General features: G+C 55.8%; 13 protein-coding genes. 3 read left to right on the top strand and 10 right to left on the bottom strand.

The genetic code is table 11. The annotated features are described in order from the left end of the window. Nucleotides 1-43: 43 nt before the first annotated feature. The 3 genes from Poly51_RS15810 to Poly51_RS15800 all read right to left on the bottom strand — a co-directional run bounded on the left by Poly51_RS15810 (nucleotide 44) and on the right by Poly51_RS15800 (nucleotide 6,306). The gene (locus tag Poly51_RS15810) at nucleotides 44-1,465 is read right to left on the bottom strand and encodes an alpha/beta fold hydrolase (protein ID WP_186775590.1); all 1,422 of its coding nucleotides are present in this window, start codon (nucleotides 1,463-1,465) and stop codon (nucleotides 44-46) included. Nucleotides 1,466-1,546: 81 nt separating this feature from the next. Further along, nucleotides 1,547-3,013 (bottom strand): DUF1501 domain-containing protein, encoded by a 1,467-nt coding sequence (locus Poly51_RS15805; protein ID WP_146458764.1) that lies wholly within the window; start codon nucleotides 3,011-3,013, stop codon nucleotides 1,547-1,549. Continuing rightward, nucleotides 3,010-6,306, bottom strand: a complete 3,297-nt coding sequence (locus Poly51_RS15800) for a DUF1553 domain-containing protein (protein WP_146458763.1) — start codon at nucleotides 6,304-6,306, stop codon at nucleotides 3,010-3,012. Before Poly51_RS15800 ends, Poly51_RS15805 begins: the two co-directional genes overlap by 4 nt. 148 nt (nucleotides 6,307-6,454) lie before the next feature. Here Poly51_RS15800 and Poly51_RS15795 point away from each other — a divergent pair, with 148 nt between their 5' ends. Then, a complete protein-coding gene (locus Poly51_RS15795; RefSeq protein WP_146458762.1) occupies nucleotides 6,455-7,216 on the top strand; it encodes an AraC family transcriptional regulator in 762 nt (253 codons plus the stop codon). Nucleotides 7,217-7,253: 37 nt separating this feature from the next. On the opposite strand, the gene Poly51_RS15790 is transcribed toward Poly51_RS15795, so the two are convergent. Continuing rightward, entirely contained in the window at nucleotides 7,254-10,082 is a 2,829-nt protein-coding gene (locus tag Poly51_RS15790) for a hypothetical protein (RefSeq protein ID WP_146458761.1), read from the bottom strand. Nucleotides 10,083-10,585: 503 nt separating this feature from the next. Here Poly51_RS15790 and Poly51_RS15785 point away from each other — a divergent pair. Continuing rightward, a complete protein-coding gene (locus Poly51_RS15785; RefSeq protein ID WP_146458760.1) occupies nucleotides 10,586-12,034 on the top strand; it encodes a hypothetical protein in 1,449 nt (482 codons plus the stop codon). A gap of 62 nt (nucleotides 12,035-12,096) precedes the next feature. Beyond that, the gene (locus Poly51_RS15780) at nucleotides 12,097-12,576 is read left to right on the top strand and encodes a hypothetical protein (protein WP_146458759.1); all 480 of its coding nucleotides are present in this window, start codon (nucleotides 12,097-12,099) and stop codon (nucleotides 12,574-12,576) included. A 31-nt stretch (nucleotides 12,577-12,607) separates the two neighbouring features. Here Poly51_RS15780 and Poly51_RS15775 read toward each other — a convergent pair whose 3' ends face one another. From Poly51_RS15775 to Poly51_RS15750, 6 genes are all read right to left on the bottom strand, one after another. Then, entirely contained in the window at nucleotides 12,608-13,048 is a 441-nt protein-coding gene (locus Poly51_RS15775; protein WP_146458758.1) for a hypothetical protein, read from the bottom strand. Then, on the bottom strand, nucleotides 13,045-14,442 hold the full coding sequence (locus Poly51_RS15770) for a TIGR01777 family oxidoreductase (RefSeq protein ID WP_146458757.1): 1,398 nt from the start codon (nucleotides 14,440-14,442) through the stop codon (nucleotides 13,045-13,047). Before Poly51_RS15770 ends, Poly51_RS15775 begins: the two co-directional genes overlap by 4 nt. 48 nt (nucleotides 14,443-14,490) lie before the next feature. Further along, nucleotides 14,491-15,027: a type 1 glutamine amidotransferase domain-containing protein gene (locus tag Poly51_RS15765; protein ID WP_146458756.1), complete on the bottom strand. Its 537-nt coding sequence runs from the start codon at nucleotides 15,025-15,027 to the stop codon at nucleotides 14,491-14,493. Next, nucleotides 15,024-15,371 carry a P-II family nitrogen regulator gene (locus Poly51_RS15760; RefSeq protein WP_146458755.1) on the bottom strand — a complete coding sequence of 116 codons (348 nt, stop codon included), beginning with the start codon at nucleotides 15,369-15,371 and terminating at the stop codon, nucleotides 15,024-15,026. The genes Poly51_RS15765 and Poly51_RS15760 overlap by 4 nt, the downstream gene beginning before the upstream one ends. 386 nt (nucleotides 15,372-15,757) lie before the next feature. Further along, complete coding sequence (locus Poly51_RS15755; RefSeq protein ID WP_146458754.1) at nucleotides 15,758-17,128, bottom strand: ammonium transporter; 1,371 nt, start codon at nucleotides 17,126-17,128, stop codon at nucleotides 15,758-15,760. 539 nt (nucleotides 17,129-17,667) lie between these two features. Beyond that, entirely contained in the window at nucleotides 17,668-19,095 is a 1,428-nt protein-coding gene (locus Poly51_RS15750; RefSeq protein ID WP_146458753.1) for a porin, read from the bottom strand. Nucleotides 19,096-19,372: the final 277 nt, after the last annotated feature.

Raw genomic sequence — 19,372 nt, 5'->3', positions numbered from 1 at the left:
AGCGGGTCGCATTCGTTGATGCCACGACGGGTGAATCGTTCGTTTACGTTGGGTCCTTCAACAACTTGGCCAACTCGGCAACCACGTCATCGGGGCGACTTCGGTGCGGATTATGGTCCCACGAGAATGTTTTTACGGGCCAACCTCGTTGCTGGGCACGTTGATAGTAAAAGTGCCGTTCGTCTGCTTCAGGCTTCCCGCCATCGGTGAAGAGCCAATACGACGACTGTACCTTCGCACCGTCGGGATTCTGCAAGTGGATTGGCTGTAACAGCGTCGCCAAGGGATGCGGCGTGTCTCGCATCGGATTAGCCCAGTCAACCGGCAATTGCCATCCTTCACCATCTTGGTCGGCTCGATCCACCAACTTTTCTTTCAACTCTGTGTGATGCGTCAAATACGATTCGCCATCGTCCAGCAAATGCGCGTCCATGTAGATGACTCGGGAGATGCGCTCGGGAATGGCGTCGACCACACCCGACACGACGACGCCGCCGTAGCTATGTCCGATCATGACGACGTTGCTCAAGTCGTCGAACTCGATCGCATTGACCACATCTTGAATGTGCGTTGGAAGATCAACATCGCGAGACGCCAAATGGGATCGCTCGCCCAGTCCCGTCAGCGTGATGCGTCGAACATCCATCGCACGATCATGTGATAGCGAATCGGCAACCGCTTTCCAATGATGAGCACCACCCCATGCACCGTGCACGATAACGACATTGGATGGGACGACGGTCGATACTCCGATGTCATCTTTCTTCACCGTCAGCAGTTCATCCGCTGGATTCTCAACGGCGACCAAGCCTCGGAAATGAAACTCCTGTGGCTCTTTGTTGTTATGAAGTTGTAACGCGATCGGACACTTTTTTAGTTCGTCTTTCGTTTCGGTGTGATCGATCACGACGGTGCCGTTGGCAACCATCCGAATGCGATTGCCGACGACCAAAATTTCGATTTGATTCCATTCGCCATCTTTTTCCCACGGCACTTCCATCATCGGACCTTTCTGATCGGACGGAAAGATACGACCTCGTGTGTATGCGCCCCAGATGCCCCAGTCATGACAGAACATTAATAACGGCCCCTTGAACGCAAACTCGCTGCCGGGGTCCGTGAAGCGTTCTCCTAGCGCGGCGACCGCAGAGTGCATGATCGAATAACCCTTGCTGCGGTTTTGTTTCACCTCCAACAACAGACGGAATTCGCGGAATGCTTGATCCGAAAACAAATACGTGCCGTGCGAAACTGGTTCGTCGTTGGCTGCGCGAATGGACTGGTCGACGACCGAAAAGTACTTCTTTAGCCCCTTCCACCCGGTCAGATCATGCCCGTTGAATAACTCGATCGCGGTCTCACCCGTGGGGAGTTCGACTTGGTGGCTCCAGTCCGATGGGCCGTCATCCGCCGTGGCAACGGCGACCGTCAACGCCAGTACAAGAAATCCAAAATTCCGCGACATCGAAAATAGAAACACGAGAGCATCCTTGGAGACTTGGCTTGGAAGTGATGGGGAAGTAGCAAGCATTTTTACGCGTTTTTCCTAGGCAATCAGTTCTTTCACCACATGACCATGCACATCGGTCAGGCGGAAATCACGACCTTGATATCGGAAGGTCAGACGTTCGTGATCGATGCCCATCTGATGCAGAATCGTTGCGTGCAGATCGTGAATGTGGACGCCGCCCGATACCAGGTTGTAACTGAATTCGTCGGTCTCGCCGTGCGTGTAACCGGGTTTAACGCCGCCGCCGGCCATCCACATTGTGAAGCAACGTGGGTGATGGTCGCGACCAAAGTTTCCCGGCGTGATCTTGCCTTGGCAATAACTGGTGCGGCCGAACTCGCCGCCCCAAATCACCAACGTGTCTTCGAGCAACCCGTGGTTCTTGAGATCTTGGATCAAGCCAGCCGTTGGTTGATCCGTAATCTTGCACGAATGCTTGATCGACCCAGGCAAGTTTGCATGGTGATCCCAACCGGGTTGATACAGTTGAATGAAGCGAACACCGCGCTGGGCCAAGCGGCGAGCGCGCAAACAGTTCGCGGCAAACGAACCTGGCTTGGTAACATCATCGCCGTAGAGTTCAAGCGTTTGTTTCGATTCGCCCGAAATATCGGTCACTTCAGGGATCGACGTCTGCATGCGGAACGCCATCTCATACTGAGCGATGCGATTCTCGATGGCCGGATCCAAAGTCGATTCGTATTGCAATTGGTGAAGTTTGGCGAGTCCATCCAACGCACTTCGGCGACTCGATTGCCGAATCCCTTCGGGCGAATTCAGATACAAGACAGCATCTTCATCGGATCGCAGTTCGACTCCGTCGTACTTGCCGGGCAAAAAACCGCTGCCCCATAGTCTTGCGAATAACGGTTGGCCGCCACGTTCCTTCGATACCATGACGACAAACGCGGGCAGGTCTTCGTTCTCGCTGCCCAGTCCATACCACGACCATGCGCCCATGCTGGGCCGGCCAGGGAACTGCGACCCGGTTTGCATCATCGTGACACCTGGACCATGGTTGATCGCCTCAGTGTTCATTGACTTGATCACACACAGTTCGTCGGCAATCTTTGCCGTGTGTGGCAACAGATCGCTCATCCACGTTCCACTCTCGCCGTGCTGTGAAAACTTGAACGGCGAACCGACGATTGGCAACGTTGCCTGGTGGGCACTCATGCCGGTCAAACGTTGACCCATGCGAATCGAAGCGGGCAATTCTTGGCCATCGCGTTCGTTCAGCACTGGCTTGTAGTCGAACAAATCCATTTGCGACGGAGCGCCCGATTGAAACAAAAAGATGATTCGTTTGGCTTTCGGCGCATGGTGCATCCCCGCCTCGATAGCCGCTTCCGCGGACGACGAAGCCCCCATGGCCATGTCCTGCTGCAGCAGACTGCCCAACGCCATCGAGCCGATCCCATAGCCAAGTTGGCTTAACCATTGGCGGCGAGATAGCGGGTTGATGTCGTTGCCGGTGCAAACGTGTTGAATTGATTTATTCATTGGTGCCTCACACACTCGTCAAGGTTCATGATGGAACTGACCAAGACAGTAGCCGCGGCCAGATGTGCCGGACTCGCCTTCGTTACAACGGAAGCCTGGCCGGTCTTCAAAAACTCGGTTGCCAGTTCCGGATGCTTCGAAAATTCGTCGAATTGTTTCGTGTACATTTCAACCAGAATCTCCGTCTCTCGTTGACTTGGCTGTCTTGACGTCAGACGCAAGAACGCATCGCCTGCAAGTTCCACCGGGCTCTCGCCGTACGTGTCAAGCAATTCAGCCGCCATGACTCGCGAGGCTTCGATGAATTGCGGACCGTTTAGCAACACAAGTGCTTGCAACGGTGTGTCCGTCAACTCGCGTTTCATGCGGCAAACTTCGCGACTGGGGGCGTTAAGCGTCATCATGACTGGGGTCGGTGAAGCACGTTTCCAAAACGTGTACAGGCTTCGGCGATAGAGCTTTTCCCCTTTGTCGATCTCAAGAGGCGTGTAGGCCAACGCCAAGTCGTAGGGCTTGACCGGTTCACCACCCACGACGTCGTTGAGGAGTCCGCTGGTCGCAAGGACGTTGTCACGAATCATCTCGGCCGACAACCGTGACCCTGTGCCACGGGCGTAGTAGCGGTTCGTGGGATCTCGATCGCGTTGCTGCTGCGAAACCGCAGCGGTTTGGCGGTAAGTTGCCGATAATGCGATCTTGCGAAGCATCGAACGAACGTCCCAGCCGGATGCGACGAAGTCTCGGGCAAGCCAATCCAACAGTTCTGGGTGCGTCGGCATTTCACCTTGATTGCCAAAGTCTTCCGGCGTTAGAACAAGTCCCTGTCCGAACATCAATTGCCAGTAACGATTGACGGCCACACGCGAAGTCAGCGGATGGTCAGGGATGGTCAACCAACGTGCCAAGCCGAGTCTGTTGCGTGGCATTTCGTCCGACATCGGCGGCAGGAATGTGGGCGTGCGCGGCGATACCGGTTCGCCCTTCGCATCGTAGACGCCGCGATCAAGAAGATAAGTCTGTCGTGGAGCGTCAAGTTCTCGCATGATCATGATGGCGGGAATCGAATCCATGTGCGCATTGATGGCCGACCGGGCATCGCGAACGGCTTTTCGCAACTGATTCGATTCGTCGTCTGCGGCCAACAAGAAGTACTCTTGCAATTGTTTTCGATCGTGACGAGACAGCGTGGCAACCGGTTTGTCCATCAAGCCCTGTAATGCGTTTGCGTCAAATAACTGTGCCACTTCGATCGCGCTGATTTCGCGATCAAAAACGTCAAAGTCATCGACTTGACCATCCACGAAACCGCGATCGCGATAGCGAGACCCGATCGCCAGTTCGTAGTAGTTGACCTTGTCGTAGTTTTCCGCCCATTGGCTAATGTTACGGGTCAAATGGTCTTTCACCGTCACGGTTTTGGCTGCCTTTCCGTCCACGAAAATCTTCAGCCCCGCGGCGCGACTTGAACCGTCGTAGGTGACGGCGACGTGGTACCATCGATCGATCTCCATGGGCTCGGTCGTCTCGACCGCGATCGCATCACCGGGCCAAAAATGGCACAGCTTTGCGCTCAGGATGCTGCCTTCGCGAGTCAGTTCGTATCCGATCGAACCGGCATCGTCCCAACCACGTGAGCGTCGATAGATGACTGCTCGTTCTTCGACTTCAGGTGACGAAATCCAAAGCGAAAACGAGAATGGATCGTGACGCTCGAACCAACCAACTTCTGGAATCTCGACCGCATCTTCGCCCGTCAATTCGATCGCCTTCCCAGAATGGCCTTCCACTAGCTTGTTGACCGACGGTGTTACCGCCTCGGGACCAAAACGGTTCGTCAGCCCAAAGTTCTTGGAATCGACTTTGGGTTCCGACGCTTCGGATGGTTCGTCCTCCTGCTTCGCATCCTTCGTATCGGCTTTTTTCTTGTTCTTTCGTTTTTCAGTCGGCTTTTCGTAAACAACCTTGAATTCGTCAAACGAAAGCGACGTGACATGACCCGGCATCAGCGTTTCGGTCTTACGTTCACTCAACCAAGCAGCGAACGCCGTTTTCGCTTCGCCGTCTAAGTGCTGTTGCAACGCGGCTTCGGACTTTGCCAACTCTTGGGTTAAGGCGTCAAGCTTTTCCCGCTGCTCGTCATTGGGCAGCGGCATCGCCGGCGTGGGGACGGCGGGTGTGAAGTAAGAGATCAGTCCGTTTTCGTCGATGTTGTCAAAAAATGCGCTGAACGAATAATAGTCATTCGCCGTCAGCGGATCGTATTTGTGATCGTGACAGCGGCAACATTCCATCGTCAACCCAAGCATCGCGGTACCGACGGTGTGCGTTCGGTCGGAAACGTTTTCAACGCGAAATTCTTCCACCGATACGCCGCCCTCGCGTTGGTGTGAATGCAATCGATTGAATGTCGTCGCCAGCAACTGCTCACGCGTCGGGCTAGGCAAAAGATCACCGGCGAGTTGCCAAGTGATGAATTGGTCGTACGGCATCCCTTGTTTGTAGGCGTCGATGACCCAATCACGGTACGGCCAAACGAATCGTTCGGTGTCTTGTTGGTACCCATACGAATCGGCGTAGCGAGCGACGTCCAACCATTCACTGGTCATGCGTTCGGCGTAGGCATCGCTGGCAAGCAAACGGTCGACGACCTTCTCTTCCGCCGTCGGTGTCGCGTCGGCGACGTAGTCATTGATTTCGTCTTCGGTCGGCGGCAACCCGGTCAGATCGAACGTCACGCGGCGCAGCCATTTGTTTTTGGGAGCCGCGCCGGCCGGTTCCATCTTCTTGGCGACCAGCGTCTTAGCGATGAACTGATCAATCGGGCCTTGTTGCCAATCGGCCAGTTCACCAATTTCCGACATCGCCGGCGTTTCGATTTGTTCGGCCAGCGGCGTGAACGCCCAGTGCGATTCAAATGCTGCGCCCTGAAGAATCCACTGATCCAAAATTTCTCGTTCCCGGTCCGTCAACGGCTTCAACGATCCCTCCGGCGGCATCGGATCATCTTCATCGTGAATCCGGACGTGCAATTCGCTCTTTTCAAGATCGCCGGGAACAACGCCAAAGTAGACACCCAAATCGACCGTCGCATTGTCGAACGTATCGACGCGGAACTCCGATTCCTGATTCGCGGCATCAGGCCCGTGACACTTGAAGCAGCGGTCCGACAGGATCGGCCGCACATCTCGGTTGAACGAGACAGTGTCGGCGCTAACCACGCCCGCCAGGCTCAAACACACGAAGGCGTTTGAAAACGTCATGATCCAATGAGGTGCGACTTTTCGCTTTTTCATCACTATGGTGCTGCTTCTTAGAATCCGAGGATCGGGCAAGAGGCGTCGCCGGTCCGTACTGCGACTGCAGATCACGTCCGTCCATATTTTGCACCAAAAGCAACGGCGTGTCTTGTATATCAACGGTCGTTTTTGGTACGTTTTAACGATGTCGCAAGCCGCCAAAAACAAGCCGCGTGAGTTTCAGGACTCCTTTTTTGCACAGAATCCTGGCATTCGGCAAGCATTCGAATTGTACGAATACCTTCCGGCGGTGCTTTTCTATGCCAAGGATTCCGATCACCGGTACATCGGCGCCAACAAGCGGACGCTGGCGGATGTGTTCGGCATGGAATCGAAGGAAGAATTGCTCGGAAGAACCGACCTCGAATTCCAACCGCCAGCACTCGCCGAGGCCTATCACGCCGAAGACCGACGAGTGATGGAGGGCGGGAAGATCATTCCCAACCAGGCGTGGTTGGTGCCCCACGTTCGTGGAACACCAAGTTGGTACGTTTCTACGAAAACGCCGTTGTTCAATCCTGGCGGAAAGGTGATCGGTCTAGCGGGAGCCATGTATCCGGTTGCCACGGGCGATGACCAAATGGCGTTTTTTCAAGAACTGTCGCCGGTCATCGAGCATATGGACGCGAACTACACCGATTCGATTTCGATGGCCGCGATGGCGGCCAAGGCGAGCCTTTCGCCGACCCAGTTCAATGCGAGATTCCGCGCCATCCTGCGACTTTCGCCGACCGAGTACGTGTTGTCGCGTCGCATCCAGCATGCCCAGCGACTGTTGACGCAAACCGAAAAGAGCATCATCGACATCAGCAGTGAAGTCGGCTTCTTTGACCAAAGCCACTTCACCAAACGCTTCCGCCGGGTGACGGGACTGACACCGCTTGGCTATCGAAAACGATTTCGATAGCCCGCAAGTCGAGTGCTTTCGAGCTTCAAGTCGACCGTTAACTTTCCGGCACAAAACCGCCGGCTTCGATGACCACTTCGGGCGGCAGTCCGTTGTTCGCCTCCACGGGTATTCCGGCAGATGTTTGCAAAAAGTCCTTGAAGCTTGGTTCGGGCGGCAGCGGGTTGTAGGGCAAGCAGCAATTGGTGCATTGACCATCCACCATTCCGCCAGCCGTCGTCCCCGGCAGCATGAGAAGCAATTCCGGTTCCAGTTCCCCTGGTTCGATCCAGAGTCCTTCGGGCGTCAACTCCATCGTTCCCAGGTCAAAGTCTAAGCCACGGCGTACCACTTCGTAATTGACGAAGATGTTCAGCAGTCCGTTCTGGGCGTCCAACAAATCGCTGAGCGCACTGATCGCGTCACGAGCGGCCGTTGGACCGGCCGGGCGACCGCGGGAGTCATTGATTTCACGAATGTCCGCGTTCAATTCGATCTGCTGAGCCGCGATTCGAACCGATTGTCGGCCCAGTTCAAACGTCAAACGGTTCGCTTGAAGCTGTCGAATCTCGGCTCGCAGCAGTTGCCAAATGCTGTCCTCTAGCCCGTAGTAGGATCGCTTGGCTTGTTCATAGCGAATCAAGCTGGTTCGATACGCATTGCGTTCAAGCAAGCGGGTGATCGGCGCGTCCCAACGCAATCCGACTCGCAATCGTCCGGTGTTGCTTCGCAGGTCGAGCGGGTTGTTGCCAACGTTTTGAACATCGCCGCTGAATTCAAGGTCCAGCGTGCTTTCCAAATCGTCCGCGACGACTTCGATCGCTCGCCACGTATCCACCAAAGCGGCTTTCGCATTCGCCAAGTCACGACGGTTCTTGCGAGCGATTTCAAACGCGGTTTCCGGTGCGATGTCGACCGATGGCAGGACAACCTTTTCGGTCCGCGCCCGAGCCTGGATCAACTGCAGTGCCAGCACGTCGTCACCGAGGTCGGCCAACAGGTTCTGGGATGCCAGAATGACGTCGTCACGAAGCCCCGTCGCCAGTTCGTCGGGTTCCAGGTCGCCACCTTCGTCCGCCAGGATCGTTTCGAGAGTTTCTTGCAGTTCGGCAATCTTATCGTTGTAGGATTGGAACCGTTTTTCCAGTCGGTCGTACGACTGTTGCAACAGTGGTGCGAGCTTTTCGAGTTCATCGATTTCGAAGATCGACTCGTCGATTTCCGACACGTTTAACAATCCACAAATGCTCTGCTGTTCCGTTTCGTAGACCTTCATCAAGTCTTTGTTTTGTTTTTGACGCTCGCCCAATGACTCGTTGAACGTCTCGATATCTTTCGCAACCGACGGCAAGTCTTCGTCGATCAACTTTTTGTTGAACTCGGCCAGTGGTTCGATTTCTTTGCGGAGTTCCTCGAGTGTTTCTTTCAAGCCTTCGCTCCATTCGAGCGACGAACTTGGCAGTTTCGTATCCGGATCGATGCCCGTTTGAGTGCGTTCCAAAATCGCGACGTTCAACACGCCGACGTCCGATCGCAGCAGGCTGAGTTCTTCACGCCGCAGCAATAGCGTTCGGTCGATCAGCTCGAATTGGTCCAGGAACGGATCGTCCAACTTTGCACAGATATAAGGTGGCAGTCCCAGCGTTCGCAAAAACGCGTCCACCGAGCGTTGGTAGTTGGCTTGTTGATTGACCAAGTCACTTTGCGATCGCAACAGACTTGATCGTGCTTGTGCGACTTGCAATCGCTGACGCACGATCGAGTCGGCATCGTCCGGAATCTTGGTCAACAACTCGATCAAAGTGTCTTCGAGCACCAACAAGAACTCGGCCTGTCGGGCGATGTTTTCTTCCAGGTTGCGAATCCGCAATTCGGTTTGCAACAGTCCAAGGTAGCCGCCGACGTTGCCTGTATTGGTCACGTTCGCATTGGGAACGTTGTTGCCGAGTCCGCCGGCACTGAATCCGCCCGTTCGCAACGTGCTTTCGGTGGACCGACCGATCGTGACATTCAGGAAGAAGCTGCGACGGAATCGTTCGAACGAACGAACGTTAGCCAGCAGTGCGCGTTCGGCGAACGTCAAATCTTCGAGCACTCGGTCGCGACCGGCACGCCGCAAGAGAGGTTGAATCAACGAGAAGTCCAATACGGTCGATGCGCTCTGCGAATTCGGACCGCTTAATTCCCAAACGATGCTGTTGGCAACACCGGCGACCAACTCGCCGCCGGTCGCAAAACTGCGTTGCAACGCCAGGTCTCGTCGTCCATTGCTATTGGGACCGATTTCGAATCGCGTGCTGCTGGCTCCCCCACCTCCATTGCGAGCCGAACCGTCGGCAGTCAAGAACGTTCTACCGCCGCCGAAAAATTGTGTGTCGAATTGAAATCGTTCGGCACTGACTTGCAGCGCCGACAAATACAACTGTTCGACCTGGGCCTGGTACTCGGGCGAATGCAACAGCGCGATCTGGACCGAGTTCTCGAGATTCAGCACCAACACGCCGTCTTCGTTCAGCGGTAGAAACTGCCACCAATCTGGACTCTCGGTCGTGTTGGTCAGCCCCGCGGCTTCCCACATCGGGTATCCCCGGCGGCCGTCAACGCACTGCATGTATTGGTAGGACGACGGGTCATCCAGCGGCATCGGTTGAAAGTCCAAATCGAATGGGTTGAACATCCGACTGCGTCGATCGACTTCGATACGAACCGCTTGGCTGGGCGGGCGAGCGACGTGAGAGGACTTCTCTGCTATCAGGGCGTGGGCCTCGCAATCGGCCTGCTTGCGATAGAATTGCCGATGGCACCCCGTCGAGGCGGCGATCCCAAGAACGATCATTCCCACGGTTGCGGCCAAGGGCACTACGGCGTTTGATCGAATCGTTGTCATAGGGCAGGTCAATCGTCGAAAGCGAAAACATCGATGTACAGTCGCAGACCGGCACTCCGTGCGCATTCGGTCCCGTCGTTATCGGTTTCGGTTTTTCAAGCCCTTCGATTGCGGGGCAATTATGCCGAGGTTGCCGGTTTTCCGGTTACCCCCGTCCGGTGGTAACGACTAAGCGGATTGCCTCGGTTATGCGGAAAAGTCTCGAAATGAGGTGATGGAGCGACCTGAAGGCGCTAGAAGAGGGGTCGAAAGGGCAACAAATTGCCCAATGAGCCCAACCGTGGCGAGAAAACCTTGACGCTGCAAATTGCCCAACTTAGTATTCGGGGAGGCAATTTCGGCCACTCCTCTGCTCTTTTTGGTGTTCAGCGCTCAAAATTGCAGGTTCGACGGCTTCATCTTCCGATAGGAAACAATGCATTCCTAGGGAAAGTTGAGCTCGAGAGCTGCTTGCGGGAGACGCGTTCCATTTCACTCGCCGCGATGGTGATCTCAAAACGACCATGAAGTTTGTCATCCTCGGTCTGTTGGTCGTTCTGCTGATCGGCTTCTTCGTAATGGTTTGGAAGGCCGCGTCCGGTTGGCGTTGGTTTCAAATCGTGCCTGTCTGCATCACCATGATCTTGGCGGTGCTGTTCTTGTTCCCGACCGCGGGCGTGTTGAAGAGTCGTGCGGCGTGGCATCAGGTCCGTGAAAAGCTAGAAAAACAATTTGCTGAGGTCGAAGCCGAGCACCGGCTGATTTCTCGCGGCGATCCGACCGATCCCACCGGCGGTGACGGAGTTCGTCAATTGTCACAGCGGCTTTCGAAGCTGGGAATCGAAGCAGGACGTCGCTGGCGAAACCTGCAGATGAAGAACGTTGCCGACAATCAAATCACTTTGGTCCAGCTGGTCGAAGATACCGGTGTGGCCGGCGTCCCCGGTGAAGAGCCCGCGGCTGCCGTGGATCCGGCACCGATGATCCCAGTTGATTTGGTTGTGTACGGTTTCGGCGAAACACCGCGTCCCGACGTGCCGACTCCTATCCCAACGTTCTTTTTGGGTGAATTCCGAGTCACGGCCAGCACACCGAACCAAATCGTGATCACTCCGACGGGACCGCTCGAGCCAGCTCAATTGCAAGCGATCGGCAGCGGTCAAGCTCGCAGTTGGTCGATCTACGAGTTGCTGCCGCTTGACGGACATACGCCGTTTATCGCCGAAGGTAGTGTCCCCAGTGACGACAACTGGCTCGGACGTGTCGACGAAGAATTGGTCAAGTCGATAATCGGCAAAACCGTTTCCCCCGAAACGCTGAAGAATTACCTGCGTGACGGTTCACGGGCGACACAAGACGATCCGCCACTGAGCCGATGGACCAAGGTTGAATTCATCAAGAATCATTCCATCGAAGTCGACAGCCCCGAACAACGTGGCGCACTCGAAGGTGGATTCTTCGACGGAACGGGTCGCGCGGTGGATGCAAGGTTGCAACGTGGCGACGGCGGCAGCGTCAAGTTCAAGAAGGGCGACATCTACTTGTTCAAAGAAGATGCCGCAGACGTTTTGATCGACGAGGGCGCGGCAAAACTGATCGACCGATATTACATCCGCCCTTTGAATGACTATCGATTCATTCTGCGGCACATTCGCTTGCGATTGGCCGAGTTGGAAAACCGAAAGGCCGAACTGACTCAGGCGGAAACCGTTTTGAAGGAAGCGATCGACAAGAGCAACGGCATGCTGGTCGCCAACCAAGGTATCAAGGTTCGTTTGGAACAAGACTTGAAGCAGTTCGAGGTTGAATCCAAAGCGATCAGCGAATATGCAGCAGAAACGGACGCGACGGTCAAAGCAATGCGTCAAGAAATGCAGCGTCTGCATCGTGAAAACCTGCAGCTTGAACAGCAACTCAACCGAATCCATCGTCGCGTTGAACAAAACGTCAACGTGTTGACGACGGTTCAGTGATTTTTTCGGTACACTGGAATCTGTGTCAGTTCAGGCTTCAGCGGTATTAGGAATCGACGATCATGACGGGCAGGTGGGTAGAGGTTGAGTTTGATTGTCTGCCGTTGCGCAGCGTCACGCGGATGGACGTTCCCGTCGATGCGTCGCCTCGCTATGAACAGTTTGTGTTGCGAGTCAAAGATGCAATGGCAACGCACGGTACGCACAACACGTACTATCTGCACCGTGGTCAATGTGTGTATCACTTGACCAACGATCCCAATCGCGGCCAAATTGTGTTCTCGTTCGAGGGCACGGTGATGACGGGCGAGAAGGACATCCAAACCAAAGCGGTTGATGTACACGTCCAACTGAAAGGCGAAACGTGCAGTTGGTTGAACGAACCCATGGTTGAATTTTTGACCGAAAGCGTTCGGCATGCACTGCTGGTCGAATTCGACCGCTACATCGAAGCGGGTGACATGACCAAGACGGAAGAACGCCTGAAAGCGATTCAAGAGCAGAGTGATTCGTCCGACGGTTTCGTCGGCATGTACTTGTAGTCACTCTCGGCGGTGCGGAATTCGCAAAGGATCACCGCAGCATCTTCGTCAAGAAATAGCCCATCATGACGCCTCGCGCAGTCCACAAAATCGTGCGGATCCAATTGGTGTTGACCAATCGTCGATACACTTCGACGTCAAAGCCGGAACCCAACCGTTCGTGACACGGCACTTGCAGAACCGCCGTCGAAATCCAAATGGCGATGATCATCGCGACGCCGACCCACGCCGCCCATCGCGGAAAACCATCCGGCGCCATCGCCAAAAGCATGCACGCCGTCGCGATTTCGATCAACATCGGGACTCCGACGATGGGCGTGATCAATCGATTATGGTCCGCAGCATAGCGAATAAATTCGCTCTCCCCCACGCGATCGAACATCGCGTAGTGTACGACCTGGACCATCCAAATCAGACCGACCATGTACCACGTCGAACACAGATTTAAGATAAAAAGAGTGTTGGCGTTCATGCTTCCGATCTCAGCCGGTTTCGCCCCAACACGTATCGAAGGAACGGTTCCAATTCGGTGAACCGAAATCGATAGCCCGCCGCCTGCAACCGCGTCGGCTCGGCACGGCAACTGGACAACAACAGCGCGTCCGCCATTTCGCCCAGCGCTGCTCGGAGTGCGAACGCAGGGGCCGGAAACAGTGCCGGTCGACCCACAACACTGGCCAGCGTTTTTGCAAACTCACCATTGGTGACCGGTGTCGGCGAAACGAAATTGACGGGTCCCGACATCGAAGGGTCGGTGATCGCGTGATAGATCGCACCGACGACATCGTCCAACGCGATCCAGCTCCACCATTGGCGGCCATTGCCCAGCGACCCGCCGGCCAGCTTTGCCGGCAGCAGCGATTTTTCGAGCGCGCCGCCCTGCGGTGACAAAACGATTCCGAAACGAGCATGGACGACGCGAATGCCCGCATCGATGGCCGGCTGACAAGCGGCTTCCCATTGGCGAGCGACATCCGCTAGAAACGAATCGTCGGGCTGGGAATCTTCGGTGAGAATCTCATCGCCACGATCCCCGTAAATGCCCGTCGCCGACGCGCATATCAAAACCGATGGCTTTCGATCCAGTCGGGCCAGCAACTCGCAAAGTTGGCGTGTTTTGACGACGCGGCTGTCGCGAATTTCCTGTTTGACGGGGTCGGTCCAACGTTGGTCAGCGATCGACTTTCCGGCTAGGTGAACCACGGCATCAACACCTTCGAACTTTTGCAAGTCATCGTCATTTGACCAAGCCGCGATGGTGTTGGGGTCTTTGTCGACGGACCGAACGATCGGGCGAACTTGATGCCCTAAGAGTGTCGCCAGCGCCGACAACTGGCTGCCCACCATTCCGCTAGATCCGGAAATGGCGATCGTCATCGGTTCGGCCGGACGATCGTGATGCAATTGCAAGTCATCCTGAGTCAAACGGTGACGAAACGCGAACATCGCCTCAATCGTTCGGCGGGCTTTCGATCCGCCAAACAATCGCCCGACCGCGCCCAGCGGAACTCGATACCGAATCTGGTCTCGCAGTTGAGACATCGAACTTTGTTCGGTAGACGGTTCGCTGAATTCATGGCGGTGATCCCACGATGCAAAAGGTCCGGAAACCTGAGTGTCGGCAAACAGCCGCGGCCGGTCGTATTCGGTGTGACGGGCGACCCAGCGAAACGGAATCCCAAAAATCTTGGTCTTCATGACCACTTGGCTGCCAACGGTCAGCGATCCGTCGGAATGCTCAAGTTCGACAGACTCCCACGGCGGGATCAACCGAGACAGTGCTCCCGGGCGTTCGTGATATGCGAATGCTTGGTCAATCGGCACGGCCAACGAGACCGTCGCCGCATAGAATTCGTCTTCGGCCATGCAGGTGTACGTTCTTTTGTGCGTGGGAATGGCTGCGTCGAAAAAACTCTAGCGAGCCATCAAGCCGATCAGCGCTCGACAGAAATCCGGCAAGTCGTCCGGGCGACGGCTGGTCACGTGGTGACCGTCGACAACGACCGACGCATCTTCGTAGGTTGCACCCGAATTGACGAGGTCGTCCTTGATGCCCGGCGAACCGGTCACTCGCACGCCTTTGTAGACACCCGCCGAGATCGGAATCCATCCGCCATGGCAAATCGCGGCAATCGGTTTCTTATCCGCGTCGAAGGCGCGGACCAAGTCGAGAACCGCCCGGTCGCGGCGCAACTTGTCGGGCATGAATCCGCCCGGCACAACCAATGCATCGAAGTCCCCCGCATCCATGTCCGCGATCGCGGCATCACTGGTACACGGGTATCCATGTTTCCCGTTGTAGTGCGTTTTCGCGTCGGGGCCAGCGACGACGGTGGAGGCACCGGCCTCTTCGAGTCGCAGTTTCGGGTACCAAAGTTCGAGGTCTTCGTAGATCTCGCCGGTCAAAATCAAGACGCGTTGGCCGGCCAGCGGGAGATCAGACTCGCTCATATTGCTTCACTTCCTGTTTCACCAGTGCGGATTCGGATGCAATCGTCCATCGGTAGAACGAAAATCTTGCCATCGCCGATCTCGCCCTCGGATCCCGTCCGCCCGCCCGCGACGATCGCGTCGATGGTCGGTTGCACGAACTCTTCATTGACGGCGATCTGCAATTGAACTTTGCGAAGCAGGTTCACGCTCGAGTCCAAGCCGTGTTGGGCCCCGGTTTTTCCCCGCTGGCGACCAAAGCCTTGGCAATCCAACACCGTCAATCGAACGACTTCGACTTGGCTGAGTTCCGCCTTGATGGATTCCAGCTTGCCCGGCTGGACAATTGCGATGACAAATTTCACGGTGCTTCGACTTTCACGGTGCTTCGACGAGTCCATAAAACAAAGGTGACAATAGCGGGGCAGATCGTGATTGTAGATGGTCGACCGGTTGGCGACTACGCAACGTTCGCGGGTACGAAAAAAGCCGACGCCTCTGACGAGACGCCGGCTTTCTCAAGATCGACCGCTGGTTTGCCGGATTCGAAAAACCCGAACTCAGGTGAGCGAGGCGGACGCCCACCCGAGCCGGGATCTTCTGGCCCAGGCAAGAGCCGAGAAGTCGTCTTGTCTCCCCGTGTTCCCTTTCCGCACCGGGTGCCTCGCCGCCTCGGTCAGGACGACCGTGGCGACGAAGCATTGGTGGGTAGCTCGTTTCGACGCTGCCAAAACAACGTCGATTGAATTCACTAGATGACCGCACCGCCAGAGACTGCGTCCGACGGGTATGCGTGCATGCCGTGCTCGGAAATATCCAAGCCAGCGGTTTCCTCTTCGGCCGAGACTCGAAGCATGCCAAGCGCCTTCAGCACCAGGAACAAACCTCCCATCGTGACGAACGACCAAGCACATATCGACACCGTACCAATCAACTGCACCATCAAGCTGGTTGCACCACTGTCGAGGTGGGTGTTGGGAAGCAGGCCAAGTGCCAAGCAGCCCCAAACGCCGCACAATCCGTGAACGGGCCATGCACCAACGGGGTCGTCGATCTTGGCTTTGTCCAGCAGGATCACACCCAAGACGACCAACGCACCAGCGACACCGCCGACAACGATTGACCAAACGTTCGAGAACGCGTCACAGCAAGCCGTGATACCGACCAATCCACCCAGCGCACCGTTAAGACTCATTGTCAGGTCGGGCTTGCTGAACATCGCCCAGCTCAACGCGGTCGCAATCACGGCACCCGCCGCAGCAGCCAGAGTTGTGTTCACGGCAATGAAGACCGTCGCGTCAATGTCGCCTGTACCTTGGAACGCCAGCTGGCTGCCAGGGTTGAATCCGTACCATCCGACCCATAGGATGAACACGCCCAGTGCAGCGAAGGCGATGTTGTGACCGGGAAGGGGCACACTCTTGCCATCGGCGGTGAAACGTCCCAGGCGTGGGCCAAGGATCATCGCACCGGCTAGGCCGGCGAATCCACCAACCGCGTGAACGACTGCCGAACCTGCGAAGTCCTGGAAGGCCATCGTGTATTCGCCGTCAACCAGTTCGCCAAACTGCATCAACCATCCGCCGCCCCACTTCCAGTAGCCGCTGATCGGATAGATCAATCCGGTCAACATCGCGCTGTAGATCAGGTAGGCGGTGAACTTCATTCGACCCGCGACGGCACCCGATACGATCGTCGCGGCAGTCGCTGCGAAAACGGCTTGGAAGAACCAGTCGACTTGAGGCGAGAATGTTCGATCAGCGGCGGAGTCATAGATGCCGCTGCCGCCGAAGGCAAAGTAGGCGTTGTCTACTTCCCCATAGCTGCCCGGATACATCAATCCGAAACCGACGGCGAAGAACAGCAGGGCCCCGACGGCCAAGTCCATCACATTCTTCGACAAAATGTTGATCGTATTCTTCGCCGAGTTCAGTCCGACTTCGACCATCGCGAAGCCTGCCTGCATGAACAAGACCAGCACGGCGCACAGAAATAGCACCGCGTTGTCCAAGGCGTAGCCGACACCCAGATCGGCATCGGCAGCGGGCTCGGCCTCAGCGACCGCTTCGACCACTTCCGCAACCACTTCATCTTGGGCAAATGCTGTTGACGTCGAAATCATGTTGATTCCGAACACGGCCCCAAGGACCAAACATGTGAGCAACGGTGCTCGCAACCAATGAACCATTCTGAAACCACCTTCTTAATCGGAGTTGAAACTGTTCGAGCGACGACGGCGACTCTGCCGTTGCACTGACTCGGCGTGGGCGAGCACACCGCAGCTTCTCACCTACAACTCCTGCCCGGGCCATCTTCAGATACGCTCGTGAGTCGGTTGCGTGAGGAATGGGGTGCATTCGCTCGCTTGCTGGCACGGGAGAGCAAGAGGAGTGCCAATGCGGTTGTTCGGCGTTTCGATTCAGGCGTAAGTTGTTCTAGGCAATGGCTTTGCAGAATTGTTAATTTTTCTGATAACGCCGAAGATCGCGATTTTGCTAGCTCGGCGTGCCCAGGCATTGGGCATGGGTGGCTGCTGTGCATGCTTTCTGTGCAAACAAAAAAAGCCCGCCAACGACTGAGTCGAAGGTGGGCTTTTCGGTGCGATTAAATCGGTTCAGGCGTCAGCAAATCGCGTTCGCTAGGGGCCGACTTTGGATCAGATTAGTAGGTGAAGATCGTATCGATACCGAACGTCGTTTGATCGCCAGCGTTGTCTTCCAACAATGCGAAGTCGGCTGCGGCCAGGCGGTCTTTGTTGCCATCGACCCAATCCCAACGAATTTCGGGGCGGATCGTCACGTTCGCGTGCGGCTTTATATTCATGCCAAGCGTCATCGCGAAGATGTCGTAGTCGCCGATGGCAGCGGCCGGCAAACCATAGCCTTGGCTATCCGCTTGGACATTCCACCATTCGAAGCGACCGCCCAGTTGAACGCGATCGTTGATCGATCGGATCAAGTACTGGTTGATTCCGAAGGTTTCGCGAACGGTTTCTCCGGCCGCATTTTTCGAATTCAGCAGGTCCGTTTGGAAGACGTAGTTCAACTTTTCGGTCAACGTCAACTGAGCGACCGTTGAGGTCATGTAGCCCCGTTCGCTGCTGCCCGCACGGTCATTGAATCGACCGCCGATCATCGTTGACGTGATGTTCAGGTCATCGGTCAATTGTACCGACGAACCACCGATCACCGAATCACCGTTATCGTCGAAGCCGCTGTCCCAACCCATGACGTAACCACCGAAGATGTCGATGTCGTCGGTCATGTTGTAAGTGAACAGAGCACCCGAGTGCGTAAACGGTTCGCTGTTGTACATCGTGTAGGCGTGGCTATAGAAAAAGTTGCCGGTCGCCTGGACGACTTCGTAACCGATGATGGTGTAGAAGTGACCGACTTTTACGGACAAATCGCCATACCCGGCCTCGAGGTAGACTTGCGGCAACGCATTGCCATAGTCGGGACCGTTGTCCCAACCATTGTCCCAGCTGTTGGTGTCGATGCCGAATGCCTGTGTGTCAGGACCGTCGGTGCCGTACACATAGTCGACTCGACCGCCGATGTCGAAACCGTTCGACGTGTCGATTGCCTTCTCGGCATAGACCCATGCCTGGTGAAGCTGGAAGTCGTTTTTGCGACTGTTAAACAGCGCCAAGTCATTGTTGTGATAACCCAACTGGGCCCAGCCGCCCATTGAAAATCCACAGCATTCGCCCAGCAGGCTGATCGGTTCGCCCAGGCTACCTTGGCCCAAGAAGCCGCTATCAAACAGCCCCCCTTCGCCACAGCCGCCACCGGCGCCGCAGTCCATTGCATAGTCACCCGATCCACAGGCACCGGATCCACAATCACTCGTGCCACAGTCGGCCGAGTAATCGCCGAAGCCGCCACTCATGAAGCCGCCGTCACACGTTCCGTCACAGCTGCCTTCGCAACCGCAGGCCGGAATTTCGTCGTCGCAGTAACTGACCTGCGAAACTGCCGATTCGTGGGGGCTGCTCGTCTGACCGTATAGGTTCGACGCGTTGCTGCCGGCGTTGATCACGGCGCCACCACAAAGAGCGGCAAGGAAAGCCAATTTGTTAAGTCTCATTCGTCCTGGACTCCCATCCATGTTTCGTCGGCCGGCGTTGCTATGTGGTTGCACCGGGTTGCTAGTCCAAGCATCGGCATTCATTTCCATCAAAATCCAACCTTCCCGCAAATACCAAATAACCAGAACTACCTGGTTTAACACGCGGTGATAAGCTTTGACGGTCAGGGGAAACGTGACACGGGGAGCCGTGGCTCCGGTGGCATGACGAAGTCGCCGAAATCGCCGAAATCGCAGAAACTTAGAAACGCAGAAACATGGGGTCGAGAAACGAAAA

Source organism: Rubripirellula tenax (genome assembly GCF_007860125.1).
Lineage (GTDB): Bacteria > Planctomycetota > Planctomycetia > Pirellulales > Pirellulaceae > Rubripirellula > Rubripirellula tenax.
Note: the sequence above shows the minus strand (reverse complement) of the source record. Positions and strands in the feature narration are given on the sequence as shown.

Bases quoted from the DNA above. Each gene is read 5' to 3' on its own strand.
- Poly51_RS15810 (WP_186775590.1), bottom strand. From the start codon at position 1,465: ATGTCGCGGAATTTTGGATTTCTTGTACTGGCGTTGACGGTCGCCGTT.
- Poly51_RS15805 (WP_146458764.1), bottom strand. From the start codon at position 3,013: ATGAATAAATCAATTCAACACGTTTGCACCGGCAACGACATCAACCCG.
- Poly51_RS15800 (WP_146458763.1), bottom strand. From the start codon at position 6,306: ATGAAAAAGCGAAAAGTCGCACCTCATTGGATCATGACGTTTTCAAAC.
- Poly51_RS15795 (WP_146458762.1), top strand. From the start codon at position 6,455: ATGTCGCAAGCCGCCAAAAACAAGCCGCGTGAGTTTCAGGACTCCTTT.
- Poly51_RS15790 (WP_146458761.1), bottom strand. From the start codon at position 10,082: ATGACAACGATTCGATCAAACGCCGTAGTGCCCTTGGCCGCAACCGTG.
- Poly51_RS15785 (WP_146458760.1), top strand. From the start codon at position 10,586: ATGAAGTTTGTCATCCTCGGTCTGTTGGTCGTTCTGCTGATCGGCTTC.
- Poly51_RS15780 (WP_146458759.1), top strand. From the start codon at position 12,097: ATGACGGGCAGGTGGGTAGAGGTTGAGTTTGATTGTCTGCCGTTGCGC.
- Poly51_RS15775 (WP_146458758.1), bottom strand. From the start codon at position 13,048: ATGAACGCCAACACTCTTTTTATCTTAAATCTGTGTTCGACGTGGTAC.
- Poly51_RS15770 (WP_146458757.1), bottom strand. From the start codon at position 14,442: ATGGCCGAAGACGAATTCTATGCGGCGACGGTCTCGTTGGCCGTGCCG.
- Poly51_RS15765 (WP_146458756.1), bottom strand. From the start codon at position 15,027: ATGAGCGAGTCTGATCTCCCGCTGGCCGGCCAACGCGTCTTGATTTTG.
- Poly51_RS15755 (WP_146458754.1), bottom strand. From the start codon at position 17,128: ATGATTTCGACGTCAACAGCATTTGCCCAAGATGAAGTGGTTGCGGAA.
- Poly51_RS15750 (WP_146458753.1), bottom strand. From the start codon at position 19,095: ATGAGACTTAACAAATTGGCTTTCCTTGCCGCTCTTTGTGGTGGCGCC.